Source organism: Kushneria indalinina DSM 14324, from assembly GCF_003385845.1.
In the GTDB taxonomy this organism is placed as follows: domain Bacteria; phylum Pseudomonadota; class Gammaproteobacteria; order Pseudomonadales; family Halomonadaceae; genus Kushneria; species Kushneria indalinina.
Genome location: NZ_QRDJ01000006.1, coordinates 692,098 through 712,164 on the forward strand (window position 1 = coordinate 692,098; position 20,067 = coordinate 712,164).

The window sequence follows — 20,067 nt, forward strand, 5'->3', positions numbered from 1 at the left end:
CCGGATTTGAAATTTGAATATACCTGAAGGTGATGGATTGGTAGGGTGGTCAGCTTTGCTATCAAACGGTGACCCCCCTTCATGTCTTCATCCGACTCCGCTCGAGTGCTCGGTCAACGTATCGTATTTGCACTCAGTGGCGGCCTGCTGGTGCTGTTTGTGACCGCCGCACTGATCGATATCGATACGGTCAGCAGCTGGATCGATACCGCCTTTGGCTGGTCAACCTACTGGTTTGGTGCCTACTGGCAGCTGTGGATGCTGCTCAATCTTGTCATTGCCCTGGCGCTGGCGCTGACACGCTATGGTGATGTGCGTCTGGGCGGCAACGACAGTGAAGTCACCATGTCGACCTTCAACTGGCACGCCGTGATTCTCTGCGCCCTGCTGGGTGGCGGGGGCGTGTTCTGGTCCACGGCCGAACCCATTTATCATTTCATGTCGACGCCGCCGGCCTTTGACGGCGTGGAAAGCGCCACACCCGCAGCCATCGGCCCGGCACTGGCACAGGGGTTTTTCCACTGGGGCTTCAGCGCCTGGGCCTGTCTGGGCACACTGTCGGCGCTGGTCATGATCCATGCGCATTACCACGGCGGCATTCGCCTGCGCCCTCGCGCACTGCTGTATCCGTTTCTGGGACAAAAGGTGGAAACCCACTGGCTGGGGATCGTGGCTGACGTTGTCTGCATTCTGGGCGTGGCGGCCGGTACCATCGGCCCCATCGGCTTTCTGGCCACCCAGCTTGCCTATTCGTTCAATACGCTGTTTGGCTGGGCTGACAGCTACACTCTGCAGCTGGCCATTCTGGGCGGGCTGGTGGTTATCTACACGCTTTCAGCCGCCACCGGGCTGTCGCGCGGCATTCAGTGGCTCTCCAACTGTAACGTCTGGATTGTGCTGGTGCTGTTTGTGCTGATCATGGTGGCAGGTCCGGGGACGTTCATCGTGCACTCCATGATGGAAGGTTTCGCCAGCTACCTGCACAACTTTGTCGGCATGTCGCTGACGCGGGGCAGCGAAAACGAAGCATGGCTTGGGCAGTGGACGCTCTTTTTCTGGGGCTGGTTTATCAGTTTCGTGCCCTCCATGGCCATGTTCGTGGCGCGCATTTCGAAAGGCCGTACCCTGCGGGAGCTGGTGATCGCACTGGCCATTACCGCCCCGGTGGCCACCAACATCTGGTTTGCCACGCTGGGGGGCTCGGGCATCTTCTATGAGCTTCAAAACCCGGGAAGTGTCTCGGACTCCCTGACCGCCGGTGGACTGCCTGCTGCGCTTTTGGCGGTGACCAGTCAGCTGCCGCTGGCGTTTATCATCGTGCCGGCCTTTTTGCTGCTGACTACCATTTTCGTGGCCACAACCGGTGATTCCATGGCCTATGCCATCGCCATGTCGGTGACCGGTGATGCCAGGCCGTCGGCATTTGTCCGTATCTTCTGGGCCATCTCCTTTGGCGTGGTCGCAGCACTGTTGCTGATGATGGGACAGGGAGGCATCAGTGCGCTGCAGTCCGTCATCGTCATTGCGGCCGTGCCGGTGTCACTGCTGCTGCTGCCGCTGCTATGGACCGGGCCGAGAGCGGCCTACGCCATGGCCCGTGAGCAGGGGATTGCCACCGAGAAGCGCCCTTCCAAAGGGTAACGAACGGGGTCTTTCCTGAGCCTCAATAAAAAAGCCTCGCAGCGTTGCGAGGCTTTTTTTATGGCAGGGCCAGTTGGTTATGGATGCTTGCCGGGCAGAATCACGACGGCAGGCGGCCGGGATTGCTGCTGTCACTGCGTCCCGGCGTCACGCGCTGCTCTTCGCGGGCCCGCTCTTCACGCTCGCCCGGCTGCATTTCCGGGGAGTCCGGATAGATCAGGCTGATCACGCGCTCGCCCGCTCGAGGCGCGAGGGTCGCGTCGGTGTGGACCACGCGCAGCCGGCCGTTGGCTGCCACACAAAAAAGAGGCATCAGCCGGCCATCGTGAATGCGACGATACTCTTCAAGACCAAAGCTGTCGGTCATTTTCGCCACCCGGATTTCGGCACCACCGGCCACCAGACTTGCCAGCTTGGCAAAGGTGGCCTCGTCATTGAAAAGCCGCGGCAGATGGCCCAGCGCACGATCCTGCTGTCGCTTGGCATGCTTGCTCGACTCTTCGGCCAGTCGAAAGACATTGCCATGGCCGAGCATGTGCTCAAAGTGCAGTGCCGCCAGATTGTTGAGCTCGCGGTAGGGAGACAGCGGCAGCAGGCGACCGATACCGGTCAGCTCCAGATGCTGGGTAGCATGCTCTGACAGGGGATTGCCGTAGTAGACCGGCAGACCGGCCATGCGTGCTTCCTGAACGGCGTCCCAGCTGGTGTCGGTCAGGCGTACGGTCCAGCCCATCGTCATCAGCTCGCTGGCAATGGCGCGAGCGACCGGGTTGGCACCGATGATGAGAAAGCCGGTGGGCTCGGGCTCGTTGACCTTGAGCGCCTTGACGATGGGCTTTGAAAAGAGACTCTGGATGACCACGGTGCCGATGATGACCAGAAAGGTGATGGGCACCAGCATCTCGGCGCCTTCAACGCCGGCCTGCTCGAGCTTGATGGCAAACAGCGAGGCTACCGCGGCGGCGACGATGCCGCGGGGCGACAGCCAGGCCAGCAGGGCCTTTTCACGCCAGTGAAGCTCGGTACCGATGGTGCAGACCCAGACGGTAATGGGGCGGGCCACAAACATGAGCACGCCCAGAAACACCCAGGCCGGCCAGTTCAGGGTCATCAGCTGCTCGGTGGTGATGCGCGCGGCCAGCAGGATGAACAGCCCCGAGACCAGCAAAACGGTCAGCGTTTCCTTGAATTCGATGATCGGTCGCACAGGGATCCCGCGCATGTTGGCCATCCAGATGCCCATGACGGTCACGGTCAAAAGCCCCGACTCTTCAAACAGCGCGTTGGAGCCGGCAAACAGCGTCAGCATGATCATCAGGGTGCCGAAGTTATGCAGCCGCTGCGGCAGCCAGTGATGACGCAGAATAAGCCCCCAGAGCCAGCCACCCAGCGCGCCCAGGCCGAACCCGAGACCGACGGTCTGGCCAAACAGCAGCACGGTATGGGATGCCGCCCCGTTTTCCTGACCCAGCGCCACGAATTCATAGATCAAAACGGCCAGCAGGGCGCCTACCGGGTCCACCAGGATGCCTTCCCAGCGCAGGATCTGGGAGAGATTGGCCTTGGCGCGTAGCGTCTGCAACAGCGGAATCACCACGGTCGGCCCGGTCACGACCAGCAGCCCGCCCAGAACGGCGGCAATCTCGAGCGGCATGTCCAGAAGCCACCAGGCGGCCACGGTGCCGATCAGCCCCGTAATGACCACCCCCCAGGTGATCAGGCGGATCACGGTGCGCCCATGGCCGCGCAGATCCTCATAGTTGAGCGTAAGACTGCCCTCAAAGAGAATTACTGCCACAGAGAGCGAGACCAGCGGAAACAGCAGCTCGCCCAGAATGGCGTCGGGGTCCAGCCAGCCGGTGACGGGCCCGGCGATCAGGCCGACAATCAAAAGAGGCAAAATGGCAGGCAGGTGAACCCGCCACGCCGCCCATTGACACATCAGGGACAGCAGGCCGATCAGGGCCAGATAGAGCGCAGCGTGTTCCATGCAGGAAGATTCCGATAGGGGTCGATAAGGGTGCGCAGCCTAGACGCAGGCGATGGCCGTTGCAATGGGGAGTGAAAGTGGCCGCCTTAAGGTGGCGGCCATTGATCGTCACAGTGACGCGTTGTGATGACGCAGGTGCGACAAAAGGGCCTGCATGGGATGTTCGAGCGTGACCTCGGAGAAGCGCCGGACCTGGCTTCGACAGGAGTAGCCGGTCACCAGCAGCCGGGTATTGTCTTCACCGGATTCCACAAGCGGCTGCCAGGACTGGCTGTAAATGATGCGCGACGTTTCCAGGTTGCGCGCCTCATGCCCGTAAGTACCGGACATGCCGCAGCAGCCCGTGGGCACCAGCTCAAGCTCAAGGCCAAAGGCGCTGAAGACCTGCTGCCAGGCCCTGGCGCTGCCGGTGGCGTTGGTCTTTTCGGTGCAGTGACTCAAAAGTCGATAGCGAACGTTCGACTTCGATGACGCGTCATTTGATGTCGGCGCCAGTGTTCCCGCCATGGAAAGCAGCCATTCTTGGGGCAATAGCACCTCGGGCACGGCGTCCTGGCCCAGCGCGTCGACATACTCCTGACGGTAGGTCAGGGTCATGGCCGGATCGAGACCGACCAGCGGCACCTCAAGACGGGCCAGTGATCGAAGCTGCTCGGCCTGGTGTCGTGCGGTTTTTGTGAATGCCCCCATGAAGCCCTGCACGTGCATGGGCTTGCCGTTGGGCAGATAGGGCGCCACGAAGACGCGTATCCCCAAAAGGCTCAGGCATTCGACAAATTGACGGGCAACACTGGCATCAAACCAGGAGGTGAAGGCGTCCTGTACCAGCACGACGCTGCGCGCCTTTTGCTGTTCGCTTAAAAGCCCGAGCGCGACCGGGGTCGCCTCGGCAATGCCCCAGGCGTGGAGCTGTTTGTGAAAGTCACTGTGTGAAAAGGTCGGGGCGTCCACCATGCCGATCCCGCGCGCCATGACGTGCTGTACCAACTTCTGGCGCAGCAGGAAATTGTACAGCGGCGCTACCGGTTTGAGCCGCGGCATCAGGGTTTCCATGCGCCCAATCAGATGATCGCGCAGTGGTCTGATGCGCCGGCCATGATAGAGCTCCAGAAAGCGGCTGCGAAAATCCGGCACGTTGACCCGTACCGGACACTGCCCGGCGCAGGACTTGCAGGCTAGACAGCCGGCCATGGCCTCGTGGACCTCATCGGAGAAGCGATCATCCCCCTTGAGCGTACGTCGCAGTCGTGCCGGCAGCGTTTTAAGACGCTGGATCGTGCCGGCCTGGCGCAGTTCATGTGCCTCGGCCAGTACATCATGGCCGGCTGCCTGCTCGCGTCGTAGCCACTCGCGCATCAGACTGGCGCGCCCCTTGGGCGAGTGAATGCGCTCACGGGTGGCCTTCCACGACGGGCACATGGCGTCGTTGGGGTCGTAGTTGTAGCAGGCGCCATTGCCGTTGCAGTAGACCGCGCTCTGGTAACTCTGCCAGACCCGCTCGTCGATGGTGCGATCGAGCTCGCCGCGTGTGGTAACACCATCCACGGTGAGCAGGGTGGCATCGCTTGCCGGCGGCGTGGCGATCTTGCCGGGGTTGAGCTGGTTTCTCGGATCGAAGGCGCCCTTGAGCTGCTGCAGGGCCGGATACAGGTCGCCAAAAAAGGCCGGGGTATATTCCGAACGAATGCCCTTGCCGTGCTCGCCCCACAAAAGCCCGCCGTAGCGCTTTGTGAGGGCGACGACCTCATCGGAGAGCGGGCGAATCAGGGCCGCCTGCGCAGGGTCCTTCATGTCGATGGCCGGGCGGACATGCAACACGCCGGCATCCACATGGCCGAACATGCCGTATTCAAGGCCGTGGCTGTCGAGCAGGGCGCGAAACTCACTGATGTAATCGGCGAGCTGCTCGGGCGGTACGGCCGTGTCCTCGATAAACGGAATCGGGCGCTTCTCGCCACGCACGTTGCCTAAAAGCCCCACGGCGCGCTTTCGCATGCCGTAGACCGTCGTAATACGCTCGCGGCCCCAGGCAATGGTATGGCCCAGGCGCTCAACGTCTCGGTTGTTTTCCAGCGCCTGTGTGAAGCGCTCGACACGACGCTGGAGTGATGCCTCATCGTTGTCGTTGAACTCCACCAGGTTGATACCCCGCACCGGTGCGGCGCCTTCCTCACCGGCCGGGAAGTATTGCGCCACGCCATCCCAGACGATGTCTTCCATGGCGAGCATCAGCACGCGGTCATCGATGGTCTCGATCGAGGTGGGGGCATCCGGGCTGTCATCGCTGCCCATCAGGGCGCGGGCATCGCGCAGGGCATCCATGAAGCCCGAATAGCGTACGTTAATCAGCGCCGAATATTTCGGCAGCGGCAGCACGTTGAGGGTGGCCTCGATTAGAAAGCTCAGCGACCCTTCGCTGCCACACAGCGCGCTGTTGAGATCTAAACGCCCGTCCTCGGTGCGCAGGTGGGCCAGATCGTAGCCGGTCAGGCTGCGGTTGAGCGGTGGAAAGACGCGCTTGATCTGTTCCTGACGGGTATCGATGATCTCACGCGCACAGCGGTGCACCTCACCGATACGGTCCGTGCGGGCGCACTGCGCTTCAAGCGCGGCGTGATCAAGCGGCCGGCTGACAAAACGCTCGCCGCCTACCAGGGCAACATCCAGTTCGAGCACGTGATGGCGTGTCTTGCCATAGGCGCGCGAGCCCTGGCCGCAGGCGTCGGTGCTGATCATGCCGCCGATGGTGGCGCGGTTGGAGGTCGAAAGCTCGGGGGCAAAGAAAAGCCCAAAAGGCTTGAGGGCCGCATTGAGCTGGTCCTTGACCACGCCGGCCTGAACGCGCACGCGGCGATTGTCCACGTCGATGTCGATGATGTGATGCATATAGCGGGTGACATCCACCACCAGGCCATCGGTCAGAGACTGCCCGTTGGTGCCGGTGCCGCCGCCGCGCGGGGCCAGCACCACCTCGGCGAACGCCTCTTCGCCGGCGAGCCCGGCCAGCAGGGTAATGTCATCGGCGTCACGCGGATAGACCACGGCCCGGGGCAGGCGCTGATAGAGCGAGTTATCGGTGGCCAGGACGATGCGGTTGGCATCATCTGCGGCGATATCGCCCTTGAAGCCGCGAGCCTCAAGGGTGTCAAGAAACTGCTGATAGCACTGCTCGAGCGCTGGGGTCTTAAGCTGTTCGGTCATGATCAAGTCTTGCGGCTGTGGTCTGTCGAAAGCGTGCGATTGTGCTGCGTCATCGGCTCGGGCAGCAGGCGGTGTGCATGTACTGTCTCACGGCGGGGCAGGCGGCTGTCGCCATCGTGGTTCGGTATGCGCATAATGCACTGGCAGTCATGCGGTTGCGGCAGATAAAGTGTCGTGGCTGGCTGCCGGCCAATAGTGTCGGGCAGCGTTATTTTTTACAATATGTTCCTTTTCCTGATTCCGCATCGTGCGCGCGCGATTGACGGACATTATTGTCACGAACCGACAGGATAGTCATGCTCGATCCCAAACTGCTGCGCAGCGACCCTGACAGCGTTGCCGCAAGCCTTGCCCGCCGCGGCTATGCCCTTGATGTTGACCGGGTCCGAACGCTGGAGACACGCCGTCGCGAGCTTCAGACCCGTACCGAAGAACTCCAGAACGAGCGCAATACCCGCTCAAAAGAGATCGGGCAGGCCAAGGCACGCGGTGAGGATATCGAGCCGCTGCTGGCAAGCGTCGGCAATCTGGGCGATGAACTCGACAGCGCCAGCCGTGAACTCGCTCAGGTGCAGGCTGAATTCGAGGAGATTGCCACCGCCATCCCCAACCTGCCGCATGAGAGTGTCCCCAATGGGCAGGACGAGGAAGACAACGTCGAGCTGCACCGCTGGGGTACGCCGCGCGAGTTTGACTTTACCGTGCGCGACCACACCGATCTGGGTGGCATGTACGGCTATCTCGACTTTGAACTGGCCACCAAAATTACCGGGTCTCGCTTTGCCGTCATGCGGGGGCCCATTGCACGGCTGCATCGGGCATTGGCACAGTTCATGCTCGATAAACAGACGCTCGAGCACGGTTATGAAGAAGTGGCCGTGCCCTACATCGTCAATCGCGACTCGCTTTTCGGTACCGGGCAGTTGCCCAAGTTCGGCGATGACCTCTTCAAGCTGGAAGGCGATCAGGAGTACTACCTGATTCCGACCGCCGAGGTGCCGCTGACCAATATCGTCCGCGACGAAATTATTGACGGTGCAAGGCTGCCGCTTCGCATGACCGCGCATACCCCCTGCTATCGCAGTGAGGCGGGTGCCTATGGCCGTGATACCCGCGGCATGATTCGCCAGCACCAGTTTGACAAGGTCGAGATGGTGCAGGTCGTGGATCCCGAGCATTCCTATGAAGCGCTTGAAGAGATGCGCGGCCACGCCGAGGCGATTCTGCAGGCGCTGGAGCTTCCCTATCGTGTGGTCACGCTGTGTACCGGCGATATGAGCTTTGGTGCGACCAAGACCTACGATATTGAAGTGTGGCTGCCGAGCCAGAATACCTTCCGCGAAATTTCATCGGTCTCCAATACGGAAGATTTTCAGGCGCGTCGCATGCATGCCCGCTTTCGCGGTCAGGGGCAGAAAAAGCCGTCACTGGTGCACACGCTTAACGGCTCGGGGCTGGCGGTCGGGCGCTGTCTGCTGGCACTGATGGAAAACCATCAGCAGGCCGATGGCTCGATCACCGTCCCCGACGCCCTTCGCCCCTGGATGGGCGGTGTAGAGCGCATTAATCAGTCGTGATGCCGAGCGCGTCGGCATGCAGGTGCCGGCGCGTTTTATCATCAATCGATAACGACAATTTGCAGAGCGCGCTTATGGAACTGCTTTCTCTTCAGTTTGATCCTCGTCATCTGGATGCTCATCTGATCGGTGCCGGTCAGGCCGCCCTGACGCTGGCGCGCCAGTTTCGCGGGCTTGAACTGGCCCTGACCCTGCACGGCGAGATGATGCCTGCATTGAGCGCGCTGGCGCGTGAAGAGGGCTGGCACTGCGTTGCAGCCATGCCGCAGACCGGCCAGCTCTGGATCGTGGCCACCGGTATCACAAGCGAGGATGCACATTGGGCAGAGAGGGCACATCAGCTTGGCATTGGCGTGTATGTGCCTGCCTGTCCCGAGCTGTCTACCGTGCGCCTGCCGGCGCGCACTCAGGCACTGGCGCCCGAGGCGCCCAATGCCCTGCGGCGTGGCCATGTCTCGCTGGTCGGCGCCGGCCCGGGAGACCCGGGGCTTTTGACCCTGCGCGCGCTGGAGCGACTGCAGGAGGCAGATGTCGTTATTCATGACCGACTGGTCAGCCCGGAAATCCTAGCGCTTGCCAATCCGCAGGCGCGACGCCTGTATGTCGGCAAGGCCCGCTCGGCACACAGTGTGCCGCAGGAAGGGATCAATCAGTCTCTGGTGGATTGGGCGCGCGGCGGTTACTGCGTCGTGCGCCTGAAAGGGGGGGATCCCTTTATTTTTGGTCGTGGTGGCGAGGAGCTGCAGGCACTGGCAGATGCGCAGCTCTCCTTTGAGGTCGTGCCGGGAATTACGGCGGCCACGGGGATTTCGGCCTATACCGGCATTCCGCTAACGCATCGCGATCATGCCCAGTCGGTGCGTTTTGTCACCGGTCATCTGCGTAATGGCACCTGCGATCTTGACTGGCAGACACTGGCGGCACCCGGCCAGACCCTGGTCTTTTACATGGGGTTGGGGACGCTGGACACCCTTTGCGAGCAGCTGATTCAAAACGGTCTGTCAGCGTCAACGCCCATCGCACTGGTAGAACAGGGCACAACGGCCAGGCAGCGCCTGCATACCGGTACGCTCGAAGACCTGCCAAGGCGGCTGGCGGATCTGAAAGCGGCGCCGCCCACCCTGATTATCGTCGGAGAGGTCGTGACCCTGCATGACACGCTGGGCTGGTTTGCCACGCAAACGGCGAGAAGCCTGGGCTGGGAAAGCGGCAAGCATCCCTCGCCGCTGCCGCTGGCCGACAGTCGCTGATCAGATCAATGCGCGCCGGAAAGCTGCGCTGGTCGCGCCGTCAGCGCAGGAAGGAGAAGTCGGGCAGCGGAAAGGGCAGGGGAATGTTCTGCATATAGCTGATGATCAGAGCCAGCATGATGGGGCTGAACAGGGCAAACAGCGTCAGCATCAGCCAGTTGAAGCGTTCATACCAGAGCACATTGCGGTAACGACGGTTGGAAGGCAGCGGATCACGCAGCGAGCGATACCCCATCGGCATCGTCTCTTCTGCGCTCTCATCCGTCGTGGCACCATTATCCTGCTGAGACATCACGACACCATCTGCGCCTGAATCAGTGAATCAATCAATATCTCCTCACCCATCTCCGGGCGTGTTACGCGCAAAATGATAAAGGCAGTACGGTGTGCGGAATCGAACGTGTTCCACGCCTCGTCAGGACACGCCAGAGAGGATTCAACCCAGCGTGATGCCCATGGCTGACAGGGGGTGTGATGTTCCGGATAGCGGGCACTGGTCATCGCGGGGTCCTCCATCGAGAACGGTACAGGTTCATGACAGTATATCAACGAACGTCACTCTCGCGATGATCGGTCGTCGCGCTGGATGAGCGAGGCGTCGAGGTCGTGTTGCGCTGCTGGTAGCTGCGCTTTTCCTCTCTCAGGTTGCGCTGTGATTGCCGCAGCTGCTGCTGTTGTAGTGAGCGCTCGCCACGAGAAGTCGTCTGCTGGTTGCGCAGGCTGGATTTCTGACGATTGACGCTGGATTCACCGGATTGAATGCGGGAGTGCTGCTGGGCGCGCTCGAAGCGTTGCTGTGCTTCGCTACCGGCGCGCTCCTGTGATGCTGCAACGCTTTGCAACGTGCCCATGGCCAGTATTAGGCCGACAGACAATGAAAGAAGACCAACGCGATAATAACGCATGCTGACGCTCCTCTGATCGGGCACGACTTACAGCAATGAGACTAGCCTGCCTTGCGGGTCATCCTCGCCTGGTGAAGTTGAAATTCCTCGGCCATGGCAAGATCAAAGGCGGCCTGACGAAACTCCTGCATGGTGCAGATATAGTGCCCATTGGGGCAGCGCAGTTCGTGGTGGTCCGGAGTACGCCCGGGCCAGGAAAGGGTGATATTGCATTCGGGGCAGCGCGGTCCACTGCGCAAGGTGGTTGAGTTCATGACATTTCCCTTGTCAGTATGGATATTAATATGCGGTGCACGCCATCGATGGCATTCCCTGCCGGCGATGCGACGCGGACTCTAGCATAATGTAGCGGGGTGTACAGGCTGACCTGTATTGGTAAATAGCCTGGAAATCCATCGATTTAAGGCTGGGCTAATATCCGGGAAATGTGAGAGAAAAGGCCGCGATGAGCAGGGATGTGATGGGGCAAAAATGATTTTCGGGATTAATTCACGATTCATGGAACCAATCCCGACTGCCGCGGTCAGAGTTAGTGCAAGACATCCTTCTGGGTTTCTTTGCCCCTCGTTTCGAGGGGCTTTTCTTTGCCCGGAATCCACGAAACGATCACGCAAATACTTCTGCTGATTGACTGCCATGGTGCAATGCGTACAATACGCCGCACTCGCGGGAGTGGTGGAATTGGTAGACACGCTGGATTTAGGTTCCAGTGCCGTAAGGCGTGAGAGTTCGAGTCTCTCCTTCCGCACCATCTGCTTTACTTGTACATTTTCTGACATACCCTCCAGCCCCCATGGGGCCTAGTCTGTAGCAAATCTCTTTCCTCTAACGTCATCCTCAAAAGCGCCTTTAGAATAGCTCTTCGTGTATGCCTGTGTGTATGCTTCCAGTTAGGCATACAAAAGTCATGAAATCACTGTATGAAGCGCTCACAGACAAGCGCCGGCCGCTGGCGGACATCACTTTAAATTCCCTTGAACCCGAGGATAAAGACTACCGGGAGCTCGATGGATAGGATTTATATTTTCGTGTGAAGGCCAACAGCTCAAAATCATGGGAGCTGCGTTTCAAGCGCCCGGATGGACGCTGTTCTTGGCTGGGTCTCGGTGGTTTTCCTAATAGAGCTGGTAAAGCGGCTCGCAAAGAGGCCTTTGATCTTAGCGCGATGGCTGCCAACGGCGTCGATATCGTCACGACAGCACGGAGTCGGTCCTGCCTCCAGACGATTTCGGATGTAATGCCAAGAAAACGGGTTAACCGTGCGCTTAAGACCAGGTTCTGTGTGAAAATTCAGTCTCGTGCATAGCTTGATGCGGGCCGGTATCACCATGGCCTTAAGGCTGCTGAACACATTGCTAGAATAGGTATTTGCGCACCCCTTTTCATTCAACAAGCTAGATAGACGCTTTACCACATTGCGCTGACGAGTTTTCCGACCAGTGCGCTTCCCATTACCAAGGAGAGATCATGATCCGCCAGCAGCTTGCCAAAATCAGAATGAGCCGATGTGAAGATAAAGACAAATACATTGAGATCGTGGTTTTCCTTGATGGCGACCGTTGTATTTGTGAAGAGGATAGCTATGGGCACGTGAAGGATAACTATGGTGACGGGCTCCATATGTACCCGGTCCTTTTAACACCTGTTCCTGACCGTGGCGCGCCTGTATTCGAGATAGAGTGGGGCGGTAATGACAGAACCTTCACTGAGCTGGATTTCCAGCTCAAACGACCGGTGAAGGAAGGTGACAATGTCATCTGTGAAGAGTCGAGCGATAACAGTCAGGACCAGGTTAAGTACGACTACAAGATCAAGAGTATCGAGGTCCTTCTGAATGCCTTGCCGGGGGGCGAATCGGCATAATGATTCATGGACGTGCCGGCACCAGCCCGGGCGGATAGCGCTTCCACTAAAAAGCCCGCTCCGGTGAGTGGGCTTTTCCTTGGGGACATCCCGTCCGTCAGCTTGTGCGCAAGTCTCAATTTATCTCGGCATAGTCGATCCTGAGCAAATGCTCCTGACGCGAACCTGTCTGCAAGTTCGCTTTCTGATAGACCTAACCGCGCTGAAGTAATGTACAGATATTGGTCGCCATCGCCGAAAGAACAGCTTGTAGGGCGCAGGACCGGAAGCTTGATCCGTCGCATGATCGTTCCTTTCGGCGATATCTGGACGATGACTCCCCCATCAAAAAACACAATGAGAAGCGCTCCCTCCCGGTCAATCAGTAATCCATCAGGCTTGCCTGTATCCGTGGGGGGCCGATAAGCATTTGTCGGTGACTGACGTCACCAGAAAAGGGATCGTGATCACAGGCGTAGATGCATCCGCATCGCGAGTCCGTGACGTAGAGTGTTTGCCTGTAAGGACTCAAGTCGATCCCATTAATTAAAGTGCACCCGGAATCGATCGTGTGCCACACTCCGTCCGGATCAAGACGATACAGATAGCTTGAGCCCTACCGTAGCCCCTTCATACATCAAGCCAACCCATAGACGATTTGAAGGGTCCAGGCGTGCATCGTTGAGTCGGTAGCCCTCCTGAGCATGGGGTGTTGTCGCAATGCGTTGGTGTTCCCCCTTTTTACCGACCAGCTCGACATGACAGCCGATCCCTACAAGCAACTCGCCGTTTACTCGGCAGCTTGATTAAATATTATTTTTAATCAAGCTGCCGTGGCGCCAATGTACGTTGTAGAATATTTAGAAGTTAAATTATTCAATAACGGTTAAACTCTTCCGCAGCTTTATGCAACTGACTTTCAATCGATCTTCGTATGCCCCAGTTTGCACTTGTATATTTTTCAAGAACTCTAATCGAGGTGATCGAGCTTAATATCCCGCAAATTAATAAAGCTATAAGAGCAGCTTTGCCATTCGTTAAAAAACCAGCTTCAACGTTAAGGTACCCAGCTAAAACCACCCCGCAGGATATTAAAATCCACAGCAAGAATAGTTTAATGTATAACCCTTTATAACAATTTTGCTCTGTCAAGGTGTTTGTTTTGCCGCGCAAAATAAGTGGATTAAAGCAAGCCCCTAATATGTTTAGCAGAGGTATTGCGCCCACTAAGAAACCTTCTATAGCAACAGTTTTAGAAAACTCTTTTTCCTTGGAGTTGGTAATCAAACTTCTTCCCATATTAAAAATTTCTCCAGTATTGTAGTTATGGTAAACTTCAAGATATCCGTCCCTGGAATCGACGCCCAGACAAAGCTTTTGTTTTTCAAAAACGTCAATTGACTCGTTGTTGAGCTTTAATACGCCTTCTTTTTGAGTGAGAAGATTTTTATATCTAATTATTTGTCGTTCGTCCCTGTGATGAAAGCTTTTTATACTCACACCTTCTCCGTCAGGTGTTTTTATATCGGAAGTGATATCCCTGACCTGTTTGGTAGTAGTATAGGAGTGATCTGTATGGCTCGAACTCAAGATCATCACAGGGAAAAAATCAATCTTAGGAAAAATTATAGATGTCACACCACTAGCTATATTTTGTTTTGTGTCAGAAAAGTTGTTCAACATTCTAATAGCTTCCTATAGCCACAAGATTCGTATAGTTTTGGTTTTTATACAGCAGTTCGACTTTAAACTTCGATCCATGATGCATTTTTAATGAAGGTAAATCTAAATTTAAATGTTTAATTTTTATTGCCTCACTTTTCCAGTCTGTCAAATCTACTCAGCTTGATCTCGAGTCTGATACACTAGGTATTGGCTGCAGCTCCTGATTATTCAGTGGGGTGTATGAGCGTATCAACCAATCTCGATTGTTCACTGTGGAGACTTTTCATCAGCGATCAGATTGAGCGCTGATAAAGGCTGCTTTCTCAGCTCACCATGAGTGATAAGTCCTTCACGTATCTAATGTGCGGGCACCCAGTTCAAGGATGGCATTTATTGCCTTGGTAAAACTTTCCTTGTAAGAGCGTTCTGCTGCAACCCTTTCGACCAGATAAAAAGAGACGCAGCCATCTCCATTACTACATGATGCATATCCAGTGCTTTTTACGATTTCATTAAAGAGCTTTCTATCCGGTTCCTTGGAGCTCAGCACATATTGAACTTCCATATCTCTGGTGATCCCAGAGAAGGTGCTGGCTGAGCTCAAGGCTCCTTCTTCGCCAGTTTCCAGCATTTTTACGTCCAGCACATATCTTGAATCTTCAAACGGTGCATAGATACCTGCACTTTTCATGCCATTTTCCAGCGCTTCTCTCGCAGCATGCTCAGGCATGTTGGGAGATACATGGCCTGCTATAGGAAATATGCTGGTTCCTCGAAAATTTTCTATGCTTCTTAAGCTAATGCTTTGGTTAAACTGGTTGTCTTGATTAGCCTGAGTTTCGAAAACTGGGGTGGTTTTATCGATGTTGGGTTCGCCGGTTATCGAGACACAGCCTTGGAGAGAAATCAGTAAAACCGTGGTGGCAATCAAGGGTTTTCGGTTTGAATCAAGCTTCACAAGCGTTCCCCACATATTCATTTTTATACAATTTGAGTTGACTAAGATGATTTTATGCTAATTTAAGCTATGTTGCTATTTTTTACAATTGCCTCAGTCAGCTTTTGCCAATTCCAATGATGTTTTTTCAACAGATATGCTTGGCAAGGTTCTACACCATCACTTTATTCTTACTACTCTCGAATAGCAGGCGGTGATACCCACTCGTTCATCCTGCATCAATCGAGCATCGTTACCGGCATGAATACTTGGATACCCTCCCCATGGGCCAGACGTTTGAAAGTGACGTCTAACTGGAGACTTCGTCTCGATAATGACCGTCCGACCGTTACCGGACTCTCGGCAAAAGACATCATTTGCGATTGGCAGGTGCAAAAGGTCCGAACAACTCAAGGTTCCGCATGGGCGTCCTGCCATGTCGAGATCGCCAATGCTGTTTCCACGAAAACGACCAGCGTTGTTCTCAAGGGGCTTGCCAGGGACAGTGCGGAAAAACTCGCGGATGCGCTGCGTTTTAATCTGAATCGCTATCTCCTGAGAATGCTGGCCTCACGGGCAGCCATGATCGCCCGTTGGCGTCATGATGCCTTTGGCCAGCTTTACAGGGATCGCTGGAATCGACGAAGCCTCCTCGATCAACTCTATGGTGAACGCGACAACCTTTTCCTGCAGGTGAGATTTCCAATGCTGATTTGACTGCCCACCCAGCGCTTGATGAGTCTGGGGAAAACGCTGAGGCTACTGAAGCAATCGGCAATCTGTGAAGGACATTCAGTAATGAGCTTGAGCAACAGGCAGAATCGTTGAATCGGAAGTTCGAGCAGGCCGAGTTGCTTCGACATCGTGACTTTCTGGACAGGGTAGAATCGCGGCCACTTACGGACGAGCAAGCTGCTGCGGCCATTTGCTTTGATGATTGGGTTCGCTTCATTGCGCCGGCCGGGTCCGAAAAGACATCCACTATGGTGGCCCGCGCTGGCTACCCCGTACGGGCGGGTATCGCCCGACCTGATCAGATTCTGCTGCTGGCCTGCAACAGCGATGCCGCCAGCGAACTCAGAGAGAGCCTTAACTCAAGGGTGGTGCCTTGGGTCGATGGTCTTGAAAAGATCCAGTCCAGCACCTTTCATGCCTTCGGCCTGCGGGTTATTAGTGAAGTCACCGGGGTTTCAGGACATCTGCCTTTTATTCTCTGCAGTACTGTCCAGAGACATCGGCACATTCCAGGCACAAAAGGACCGGGTGGATACCGTACCACTGACACCAATTGATCCCGAGGCCATCGTGACCCATCGGGAGGAAGTCGTAAAAAGCTAGGAGGAGAAGATGATCGCCGACTGGTTGACGCTCAACGGCATTAACTACCGGTACGAGAAACCCTATTACAGCGATACGGCTGATGCCGGGCATGGGCAGTACCATCCAGATTTTTATTACCCGGACGCTGACCTCTACCACGAGCACCTTGCACTCGATGCGCCCGGAGAGCCACCGGCATCCTTCCAATATGAGCAGATATTATGACCAAGCTGGCGCTGTGCCTGCAGGTTCGCTAGCTGGGGCCGTCAGCCTGATCAATAGCAATGATGTAAATCCAATTTTGAAATCGATAGATCAAAACAGCAACGCTCGGTTTATATGCCTGTCTGTATGCCTCCAGCTCCTGACATGTGTAAGGGTTGTTCTATAAAGAGGAAGCCGTCCTCTCCTTCCGCACCATCTGCTTTACTTGTATGCCTTCTGAAGTACTCTTCAGCCCTGAACGGAGCTCGCTTCAAGTAATTTTCCATATCCAGATGCTGCCAGCACGACATGCCATGTATGCCTGTGTGTAGGCTGTCGATCAGTGATCCTTGTCTTCCCCCGTACGGTAATCGAAGTAGGCGAAATCTCCGGCCAGAGCCTGACCGCTGAGGTCCTGGACACACAGGCTTGTAAACGTTCCGGTAAAGCGAATGTATTTTGCGTCATCGTCAGAAAGATGAGCGATGTCGATTTTGTCGCCGACCGATTGCCACTGCTCAGGCTCTGTCGAGTAATAAAACTGCAGCTGCTCCCTGTCGATTTTTGCCTTTAAAAAGGTGGAGGACGCCGGCAGCGCAATCTCTTCACTTAATAGCTCATCGTATTCGCCATGCCGAGACTCGATGATGCCAAGACACTTGCCCAGCTCTTCATGATGGGTCACGCGCAGATAAACGTAATCGGCCGTGTCGTAATAGATGATCAGCCCGGCCATCTGCTGAAAGTGTTCGGGTGAAAACTCCAGTTCGGTCTCGACCTCGACATGGAAATGTTCCAGGCGTCTTGCCAGCAGACTTTGACGATGCGTCGACTGCATCGATTCGCCGCCCTTGAGCCTTAGAAACCCGGGACGTTCGTGCAGGGAAATCCAGTCCTGCGTAAAGGGTCGCCTGAGCGAGTTCCAGTACAGTTTTAAGCGTGAGTCAGAGAAATCATCGTGACCATCCTCCTGAGGCAACGGATGCGACGCCAGATTCGGCGCGGTGACCTGCCAGTCCGGATAGGGGCCATTTTCGATTCGCAGCCACCCGTCCTCGGTCCAGTAACATTTCTGCAGCGCTGTCTCACGACCGAGAATGCATTTGTCATCAATGGCCGGGCGGGCGCACAGGTGCGCCATGTACCAGTCACCGTCCTGGGTGGTGACCAGACTGCCATGGCCGGCCTTTTGCAGCCGGGACGGATCCTCCCGGTCGGAGGTCAGTATCGGGTTTTCAGGGTCGACCTCATAAGGCCCTGACAGGGAACTCGAGCGAGCGACCGTCACCGCGTGGTTGTACTCTGTGCCGCCCTCGGCGGTGATCAGATAGTAATAGCCACCATGTTGATAGATATGGGGGGCCTCTGTCAGGCCAAGCTCGGTCCCTCTGAATATATTGTGAACGGGGCCAGTCAGGCGTTTTCTGTCGTGGTCGTAGCGTTGCAGAGCGATGCCGGCAAAGGGGTGCTTGCTCTTGCGAAAGTCCCAGATCATGTTGAGAAGCCACTTCGAACCATCCTCGTCATGAAACAGGGAGGGGTCGAAGCCGCTGCTGTTCAGATAGACAGGATCCGACCAGGGGCCTTCGATGTTGTCGGCGATAATGAGGTAGTTGTGTGTATCCTTGAAGGCCCCCTCCCGACTTTTGACATCGGTATAGATCAGGTAGAAAACGCCATCGGCATGGCTCAGGCAGGGCGCCCAGACGCCTCCCGAGTCGATGTTGCCGATCATGTTGAGCTGTGACACTCGAGTCAGCGGATATGTCAGCAGCTGCCAGTGCACCAGATCCTTGGAATGATGGATCTGTACGCCGGGGAACCATTCGAAGGTCGATACCGCGATGTAATAATCGTCGCCTACCCGAAGGATCGAAGGGTCAGGATGATAGCCGGGCAATACAGGGTTGGTAATCAGCGTCATTGATGTCGTCCTTTTTAAGGCGGGGTATCAAGCTCTTGCCTTGAGATCCTGAATGATCTTCGGATAGCGCTTATCCAGATCGTAGAAAAGCATCAAAACAATGATGAGTACGCAAATGGCCAGCGGTAGATAAATAAAGAGCGCCTGGATGGACAACAGGGCCGTATCGGTCTGTGCGTCGCCGCCGCCGACATAGCCGCCCATGGCAAGTATCCAGCCGATAAGCGCTGTACCGAGACCGCTGCCGACCTTGATGCCCATGCTGCCGCCGCTGTAGACCATGCCCTCATTACGGATTCCGGTCTTCCATTCACCGTATTCGACGGTATCGCCCAGCATGGCGAACATGCTGCCGTTGATCGGTGCCTTGCCGATGCCGCGATAATCGTGCCGGCAATGATCAGGGCGACATTGGTGAGATCGATCAGCATGATTAAATAACCGAAGATGGTAATGACTTCGCCAACAATAATGGCGTTGCGCTTGCCGAATCGTTTGGTAATCGGTGCGACGACGACCATGCCCAGCAAAATGAAAGCGATATAGGCCGTCGTCACGACCCCTACCAGCCAGGTGTTATCAAGAATGTATTCTGCGTAATAAACCACGGCGCCCGAGTTGAGCCCGTTAAAGATGTAGGTCAACAGGATGAACGCTGTGGCAAGCACCCAGTATCGGTTTCTGCCCAGCGTCTTCAGGCTTTCCTTGAGCGAGACCTTCGTGTCTCGCATGTTCTGGCTTGCGGGCTGGACTCGCTCTCTGGTCGTCTTGAACGTAAAGATGAAAAGCGCCGTGCCTATCGCGCCAAACATCATGAAGGTCATGACCCAGCCAAACTGGCCTCCGCCCAGTAATGTCGCGACCGGTAGCGTCAGGTTGCTGACCAGCAGAACGCCCACGAGTGCCAGGCTCATGCGAAAGACATTCAGCAGCGAGCGCTGGTACTGATCCTGAGTGATGAGCGAGTTCATGGTGCCATAGGGAACATTGAGCCCGGTGTAGACCAGGCAGACAACGTTGTAGGTGACGGCGATATACACCACCTGCCAGAAGGGGTCGATATCGGGAACGGCGAACAGCAATACCGCCGACACGGCAAAGGGGACTGCCAGCCACAGCAACCATGGTCTGGCCTTGCCATGCCGGGAGGTTGTCTTGTCGATGATGTAGCCCATCGCAACATCCGAGACGCCATCGAACACGCGTGAAAAGAGCATGATCGAGCCGATGACGCCCGCGGCAATGCCGATAACATCGGTGTAGTAATAGACAATGAAGATACTCATTGCCTGCCAGATAAAGTTGCTGGCCAGATCGCCACAGCCATAACCGACTTTCTCCAAAAGACCAATTTTCTCGGCTTCCGGAATAGAAGCGCTGGCCGATGATGCTTCCGGCTGTGGGCCTTCCAGGGTATTCCTGTTTGTCGTCATGCATCATCCTGATGAGAGGGAAGGGCAATGGTTTGAAGGCCGCGGCTGGTGGCCGGAGCGTGAGGTTCATATGGATGTGGTCGCTGCCCGGCTGGTTTTTAAAGCGCCTATACGACCTGTTGGGTCAAGCCATGAACTGCTGTTTCAAGCCACGAACCATGAGTCAGCGTTGTAAAGC

The 20,067-nt window shown here is 56.3% G+C and carries 18 protein-coding genes, 1 tRNA gene and 2 pseudogenes; 9 read left to right on the plus strand and 12 right to left on the minus strand.

Annotation, left to right across the window (positions count from 1 at the left end):
* Positions 1-81 precede the first annotated feature (81 nt).
* Positions 82-1,641, plus strand: a complete 1,560-nt coding sequence (locus C8D72_RS03190) for a BCCT family transporter (RefSeq protein WP_115852944.1) — start codon at positions 82-84, stop codon at positions 1,639-1,641.
* Between the two features lie 100 nt (positions 1,642-1,741).
* Here the strand turns inward: C8D72_RS03190 and C8D72_RS03195 are convergent, their stop codons facing one another.
* Both C8D72_RS03195 and ydiJ read right to left on the minus strand, forming a co-directional pair.
* Entirely contained in the window at positions 1,742-3,631 is a 1,890-nt protein-coding gene (locus C8D72_RS03195) for a cation:proton antiporter (RefSeq protein WP_115852945.1), read from the minus strand.
* 108 nt (positions 3,632-3,739) lie between these two features.
* A complete protein-coding gene (gene ydiJ / locus C8D72_RS03200) occupies positions 3,740-6,832 on the minus strand; it encodes a D-2-hydroxyglutarate dehydrogenase YdiJ (protein WP_115852946.1) in 3,093 nt (1,030 codons plus the stop codon).
* Positions 6,833-7,128: 296 nt separating this feature from the next.
* On the opposite strand from ydiJ, the gene serS reads away from it, so the two are divergent.
* The gene (serS, locus tag C8D72_RS03205; RefSeq protein ID WP_115852947.1) at positions 7,129-8,409 is read left to right on the plus strand and encodes a serine--tRNA ligase; all 1,281 of its coding nucleotides are present in this window, start codon (positions 7,129-7,131) and stop codon (positions 8,407-8,409) included.
* 74 nt (positions 8,410-8,483) lie between these two features.
* Positions 8,484-9,659 carry a uroporphyrinogen-III C-methyltransferase gene (cobA, locus tag C8D72_RS03210; RefSeq protein WP_342768057.1) on the plus strand — a complete coding sequence of 392 codons (1,176 nt, stop codon included), beginning with the start codon at positions 8,484-8,486 and terminating at the stop codon, positions 9,657-9,659.
* 40 nt (positions 9,660-9,699) lie between these two features.
* On the opposite strand, the gene C8D72_RS03215 is transcribed toward cobA, so the two are convergent.
* From C8D72_RS03215 to C8D72_RS03230, 4 genes are read right to left on the minus strand one after another with little or no spacing between them, the layout of a single operon-like run.
* The gene (locus tag C8D72_RS03215) at positions 9,700-9,951 is read right to left on the minus strand and encodes a hypothetical protein (protein WP_115852949.1); all 252 of its coding nucleotides are present in this window, start codon (positions 9,949-9,951) and stop codon (positions 9,700-9,702) included.
* On the minus strand, positions 9,951-10,160 hold the full coding sequence (locus C8D72_RS03220) for a hypothetical protein (RefSeq protein WP_147301493.1): 210 nt from the start codon (positions 10,158-10,160) through the stop codon (positions 9,951-9,953). The genes C8D72_RS03215 and C8D72_RS03220 overlap by 1 nt, the downstream gene beginning before the upstream one ends.
* 44 nt (positions 10,161-10,204) lie before the next feature.
* A complete protein-coding gene (locus tag C8D72_RS03225) occupies positions 10,205-10,564 on the minus strand; it encodes a hypothetical protein (RefSeq protein WP_115852951.1) in 360 nt (119 codons plus the stop codon).
* A gap of 41 nt (positions 10,565-10,605) precedes the next feature.
* Positions 10,606-10,818, minus strand: coding sequence for a hypothetical protein (locus C8D72_RS03230; protein WP_115852952.1), 213 nt, complete (start codon positions 10,816-10,818; stop codon positions 10,606-10,608).
* A 412-nt stretch (positions 10,819-11,230) separates the two neighbouring features.
* Here C8D72_RS03230 and C8D72_RS03235 point away from each other — a divergent pair.
* The 3 genes from C8D72_RS03235 (at position 11,231) to C8D72_RS17315 (ending at position 12,427) form a co-directional block, all read left to right on the plus strand.
* Positions 11,231-11,315, plus strand: a tRNA-Leu gene (locus C8D72_RS03235).
* A 279-nt stretch (positions 11,316-11,594) separates the two neighbouring features.
* Entirely contained in the window at positions 11,595-11,870 is a 276-nt protein-coding gene (locus C8D72_RS17815; RefSeq protein WP_211308752.1) for an Arm DNA-binding domain-containing protein, read from the plus strand.
* A gap of 161 nt (positions 11,871-12,031) precedes the next feature.
* On the plus strand, positions 12,032-12,427 hold the full coding sequence (locus C8D72_RS17315) for a hypothetical protein (protein ID WP_147301494.1): 396 nt from the start codon (positions 12,032-12,034) through the stop codon (positions 12,425-12,427).
* Here C8D72_RS17315 and C8D72_RS17820 read toward each other — a convergent pair.
* The 4 genes and pseudogenes from C8D72_RS17820 to C8D72_RS17325 all read right to left on the minus strand — a co-directional run bounded on the left by C8D72_RS17820 (position 12,367) and on the right by C8D72_RS17325 (position 15,029).
* A pseudogene (locus tag C8D72_RS17820) lies at positions 12,367-13,010 on the minus strand (SMP-30/gluconolactonase/LRE family protein). The gene C8D72_RS17315 and the pseudogene C8D72_RS17820 sit on opposite strands and share 61 nt — an antisense overlap.
* Complete coding sequence (locus C8D72_RS17825; RefSeq protein WP_425453244.1) at positions 12,997-13,188, minus strand: hypothetical protein; 192 nt, start codon at positions 13,186-13,188, stop codon at positions 12,997-12,999. The pseudogene C8D72_RS17820 and the gene C8D72_RS17825 overlap by 14 nt, the downstream one beginning before the upstream one ends.
* A gap of 94 nt (positions 13,189-13,282) precedes the next feature.
* Positions 13,283-14,089, minus strand: coding sequence for a hypothetical protein (locus C8D72_RS17320; protein WP_147301495.1), 807 nt, complete (start codon positions 14,087-14,089; stop codon positions 13,283-13,285).
* A gap of 331 nt (positions 14,090-14,420) precedes the next feature.
* Entirely contained in the window at positions 14,421-15,029 is a 609-nt protein-coding gene (locus C8D72_RS17325) for a hypothetical protein (RefSeq protein WP_147301496.1), read from the minus strand.
* Positions 15,030-15,269: 240 nt separating this feature from the next.
* Here C8D72_RS17325 and C8D72_RS03260 point away from each other — a divergent pair, with 240 nt between their 5' ends.
* The 3 genes from C8D72_RS03260 (at position 15,270) to C8D72_RS03270 (ending at position 16,553) form a co-directional block, all read left to right on the plus strand.
* Positions 15,270-15,725: a hypothetical protein gene (locus tag C8D72_RS03260; RefSeq protein WP_115852956.1), complete on the plus strand. Its 456-nt coding sequence runs from the start codon at positions 15,270-15,272 to the stop codon at positions 15,723-15,725.
* 107 nt (positions 15,726-15,832) lie between these two features.
* Complete coding sequence (locus C8D72_RS03265; protein WP_115852957.1) at positions 15,833-16,300, plus strand: UvrD-helicase domain-containing protein; 468 nt, start codon at positions 15,833-15,835, stop codon at positions 16,298-16,300.
* A gap of 55 nt (positions 16,301-16,355) precedes the next feature.
* Positions 16,356-16,553 (plus strand): hypothetical protein, encoded by a 198-nt coding sequence (locus C8D72_RS03270; protein WP_115852958.1) that lies wholly within the window; start codon positions 16,356-16,358, stop codon positions 16,551-16,553.
* A 319-nt stretch (positions 16,554-16,872) separates the two neighbouring features.
* Here C8D72_RS03270 and C8D72_RS03275 read toward each other — a convergent pair whose 3' ends face one another.
* On the minus strand, positions 16,873-18,456 hold the full coding sequence (locus C8D72_RS03275; RefSeq protein WP_115852959.1) for a glycoside hydrolase family 43 protein: 1,584 nt from the start codon (positions 18,454-18,456) through the stop codon (positions 16,873-16,875).
* A gap of 27 nt (positions 18,457-18,483) precedes the next feature.
* A pseudogene (locus C8D72_RS03280) lies at positions 18,484-19,889 on the minus strand (MFS transporter).
* Positions 19,890-20,067: the final 178 nt, after the last annotated feature.